Raw genomic sequence first — 4,148 nt, forward strand, 5'->3', positions numbered from 1 at the left:
GAGGCTGAGGCCAACCTGCGGCCGGCCGCGTTTGAGCGAGCCGGCCTCGCTTGGTTTGCTTTCGGTCAGGATGCCTTCGCCGATCAGGTCGGAAGAGATCGCCGATATGGTCGAGTGGCTAAGGCCGGTTGTCGCTGCGATCTCGGTGCGGGACGGCTGTCCGGCGCGGCGCACGGCCGCAATCACCATCGCCCGGTTGCGCCGGCGCAAATCGTCGTGGCGGATTCCGACCGACATGTTTCTTCAAGTCCTCCCGGTCGCCGCGGTTCTCCGTGCCCCTCGAACGCTGTCGGCAACGCAGTCAAATACTGGCAGAAGCCGCCCACTCTGTCATTTATTTATTCCGGGGCCCGAAAAAAATTCGCGAGCACATCAAAATCCATCAGAATCGATGTTGACAGCGTTCGGGTGTTGGACCAGTATTTTTTCGAGGCTCGAAAAAATAGGGCCTCTGTGCCGGCCTTCGGGTCAGTTTGGTCGCGCCATACGCGGCGCAGGGAGGATATTATGAAAAGATTCACAGCCGCCATCCTGGCGGGTGTCGCCATGTCGCTGACGCTCGCGTCGGTCGCGCAGGCGAAGGACAAGGTCATCGGCGTTTCGTGGTCCAACTTCCAGGAAGAGCGCTGGAAGACCGACGAGGCCGCCATGAAGACGGCGATCGAGGCTGCCGGCGACAAGTACATCTCCGCCGATGCGCAGTCCAATCCCGGCAAGCAGCTTACCGATGTCGAAAGCCTGATCTCGCAGGGCGCCAATTCGCTGATCATCCTGGCGCAGGATGCCTCGGCCATCGGCCCAGCGGTGCAGAAGGCGCTGGACGAAGGCATTCCGGTCGTCGGCTATGACCGTCTGATCGAGAACAAGGACGTCTTCTACCTGACCTTCGACAACAAGGAAGTCGGCCGCATGCAGGCCCGCGAAGTGTTCAAGGTCAAGCCGGAAGGCAACTATGTCTTCATCAAGGGTTCGGGCGCCGATCCGAATGCCGACTTCCTGTTCTCGGGCTCGATGGAAGTGCTCAAGGAAGCCATCGACAGCGGCAAGATCAAGAATGTCGGCGAGGCCTATACGGACGGCTGGCTGCCCGCCAACGCCCAGAAGAACATGGAACAGTTCCTCACCGCCAACGACAACAAGGTCGACGCCGTGGTCGCGGCCAATGACGGCACCGCCGGCGGCGTCGTCGCGGCACTGACGGCGCAGGGCCTTGCCGGCACCGTGCCGGTCTCGGGTCAGGACGGCGACCACGCCGCGCTGAACCGCATCGCACTCGGCACGCAGACCGTGTCGGTGTGGAAGGACGCGCGCGAACTCGGCAAGAACGCCGCCGAGATCGCCTCGCAGCTCGCCGACGGCAAGAAGACGAGCGACATTGCCGGCGCCAAGGACTTCACGACACCGGGCGGCAACACCGTCAAGTCGCTGTTCCTGACCCCGGTTGCCATCACCAAGGACAATCTCAACGTCGTCATCGACGCCGGCTGGATCAAGAAGGACGAAGTCTGCGCGGGCGTCGCCGCCGGCACCGTCGCGGCCTGTAACTGATCTGGATCACGTCGAAATATCTGAACGCCGCGGCCCAAAAGCCGCGGCGTTTTCTCAAAAAGATTTGTATTTCCGCATCACGCGGATAGCTTCGGGAGCAATTCCAGGAAAAGTGCGTAGCGGTTTTCCGTCCGGAATTGCGTCAAAACAAAGAGATAGAACGGTTCGGCGTTTCCGGGAATCGGTGAACCGTTCTAGGCTGAGTTCCGGCATCCGCGTCAGACGGCCAGCCGGTGGGAGGAAATCATGACCGACACGACGTCCAACCCGCAGGCCGACACCGCGCGTGCGTCGGAGCTCGGCGTGGTCGCCCGGTTCCTGAAGGCGACCGAGATCGACACCCGCATGCTCGGCATGGTCGGCGCCCTGCTGATCATCTGGATCGGGTTGCATGTCATTTCCAGCCTGCGCCTCGGCGTCAATCCGCTCGATTTCGACAGCCGCACCTTTCTGACGCCGCGCAATCTCTGGAACCTGTCGGTACAGACATCGGCGGTCGCCATCATGGCCTGCGGCATGGTGCTGGTCATCGTCATGCGCAACATCGACCTGTCCGTCGGTTCCGCCGAGGGCCTGATCGGCATGGTGATGGGATTTGCCCAGGTGCATTTCCTGGTGCGGTTTGTCGGGCTCGAACTCGGCAATCCGTGGATCTGGGTTCTGGCGCTGGTCATCGGCCTGGCGCTCGGCCTGCTGATCGGGGCCTTTCAAGGCTTCGTCATCGCCTATCTCGAAGTGCCGGCGTTCATCGTCACGCTGGGCGGACTGCTGGTCTGGCGCGGTGCTGCCTGGTGGGTCACCAGCGGCCAGACGGTGGCACCGCTTGACGCCACCTTCCAGCTCATGGGCGGCGGGCCGTCGGGATCGATCGGCGCGACCTGGAGCTGGGTCGTTGGGATCGTGGCCTGCCTCGCCGTGGTGTTTGCGCTTTTCAACGGGCGGGTGCAGCGCAAGCGTTTCCGGTTTCCGCTGCGTCCGATCTGGGCCGAGACGCTGCTCGGCGTCGTCACCTGCGCCGTCATCATGGGTGCGGTCTGGCTCGCCAACTCCTATCCGTGGCCGATCGGCATCGTGAACCGGTATGCGGCCGCCAACAACATCACCGTGCCCGAAGGCGGCCTGTTCATCGCTCACGGCATCGCCATACCGGTGCTGATGGCGATCGCCGTCGGGCTGGTCATGACCTTCATCACCAACCGCACGCGTTTCGGCCGCTATGTCTTTGCCATCGGCGGCAATCCCGAGGCTGCCAATCTCGCCGGCATCAACACGCGCTGGATCACCATGAAGGTGTTCATGATCATGGGCGTGCTGGCGACGATCGCCGCCGCGATCTCCTCGGCCCGGCAGAATTCGGCGACCAACGTGCTTGGAACGCTAGACGAGCTGCTGGTCATTGCCGCCGCCGTCATTGGCGGCACGTCGCTCGCCGGTGGTTCGGGAACGATCATCGGCGCCATGCTCGGCGCGCTGCTGATGCAGTCGCTGCAGTCAGGCATGGTGCTGCTCGGCGTCGACTCGCCGCTGCAGAGCATTGTCGTCGGCGCCGTGCTGGTCATCGCCGTCTGGCTCGACACCGTCTATCGCAAGCGCGTCTAGGAGGCATGGCCATGACTGACAAGATTGCTCCTGCGGCCACAGCACTGATCGATATGCGCAACATCTCGATCGCGTTTGGCGGCATCCGCGCCGTCGACGACGCCTCGATCGATCTCTTCCCCGGCGAGGTCGTGGCGCTGCTCGGCCACAACGGCGCCGGCAAGTCGACGCTAATCAAGATCCTGTCCGGCGCCTACAAGCGCGATGGCGGGCAGATATTCGTCAATGGCGAGGAAGCGTCGATCTCCAACCCGCGCGACGCCAAGAAATACGGCATCGAGACGATCTACCAGACGCTGGCGCTGGCCGACAATGTCGATGCCGCCGCCAATCTGTTCCTCGGCCGCGAGCTGATGACCGCCTGGGGCACGCTCGACGACGTTGCCATGGAGGCGGAGGCGCGCAAGGTGATGGGGAGGCTCAATCCCCGCTTCCAGCGCTTCAAGGAGCCGGTGATCAAACTGTCGGGCGGCCAGCGGCAATCGGTGGCGATCGCGCGCGCCATCCTGTTCAATGCACGCATCCTGATCATGGACGAGCCGACGGCAGCGCTTGGTCCGCAGGAAACGGCGCAGGTCGGCGAGCTGGTCAAGCAGCTCAAGTCCGACGGCATCGGCATCTTCCTGATCAGCCACGATATCCACGACGTGTTCGAGCTTGCCGACCGGGTCTGCGTCATGAAGAACGGCCAGGTCGTCGGCACAGCCCGCACCACCGATGTGACCCAGGACGAGGTGCTCGGCATGATCATTCTGGGCAAATGCCCGCCCGGTGCCATTCCCGGACCGGGGGCGCTGAAGATCGCTGCCTGAGGTCAGACCAGGTCGCGGGTTGCCGGACTCGTGATATGCTAGCCGTCAGCATGGCTTGGCCTTGCCATTGTGTTGGCACGGCGACTTGCCCATAAAGGTCCCTATTCGCTCAGGGACCACATCATCCGTTGAAGAAGCTTTTTCCAATCGTCGCGTTCATCGCCGTTGCGCTGATCAGCATGACGATGG

Annotated in this window: 3 protein-coding genes and 1 pseudogene; 3 read left to right on the forward strand and 1 reads right to left on the reverse strand. The window is 62.9% G+C overall.

The annotated features are described in order from the left end of the window. Nucleotides 1-237: pseudogene (locus EN935_RS25055) on the reverse strand (MarR family transcriptional regulator); the annotation flags it as partial. A gap of 270 nt (nt 238-507) precedes the next feature. Between EN935_RS25055 and xylF the strand changes: the two are divergent. The 3 genes from xylF (at nt 508) to EN935_RS25070 (ending at nt 3,959) form a co-directional block, all read left to right on the forward strand. Beyond that, nucleotides 508-1,548 (forward strand): D-xylose ABC transporter substrate-binding protein, encoded by a 1,041-nt coding sequence (gene xylF, locus EN935_RS25060; RefSeq protein ID WP_109665116.1) that lies wholly within the window; start codon nt 508-510, stop codon nt 1,546-1,548. 246 nt (nt 1,549-1,794) lie between these two features. Continuing rightward, nucleotides 1,795-3,147 (forward strand): sugar ABC transporter permease, encoded by a 1,353-nt coding sequence (locus EN935_RS25065; RefSeq protein ID WP_109665119.1) that lies wholly within the window; start codon nt 1,795-1,797, stop codon nt 3,145-3,147. Between the two features lie 11 nt (nt 3,148-3,158). Next, complete coding sequence (locus EN935_RS25070) at nt 3,159-3,959, forward strand: ATP-binding cassette domain-containing protein (RefSeq protein ID WP_127262479.1); 801 nt, start codon at nt 3,159-3,161, stop codon at nt 3,957-3,959. Nucleotides 3,960-4,148: the final 189 nt, after the last annotated feature.

The sequence above is a fragment of the Mesorhizobium sp. M7D.F.Ca.US.004.03.1.1 genome (assembly GCF_003998635.1).
In the GTDB taxonomy this organism is placed as follows: domain Bacteria; phylum Pseudomonadota; class Alphaproteobacteria; order Rhizobiales; family Rhizobiaceae; genus Mesorhizobium; species Mesorhizobium loti.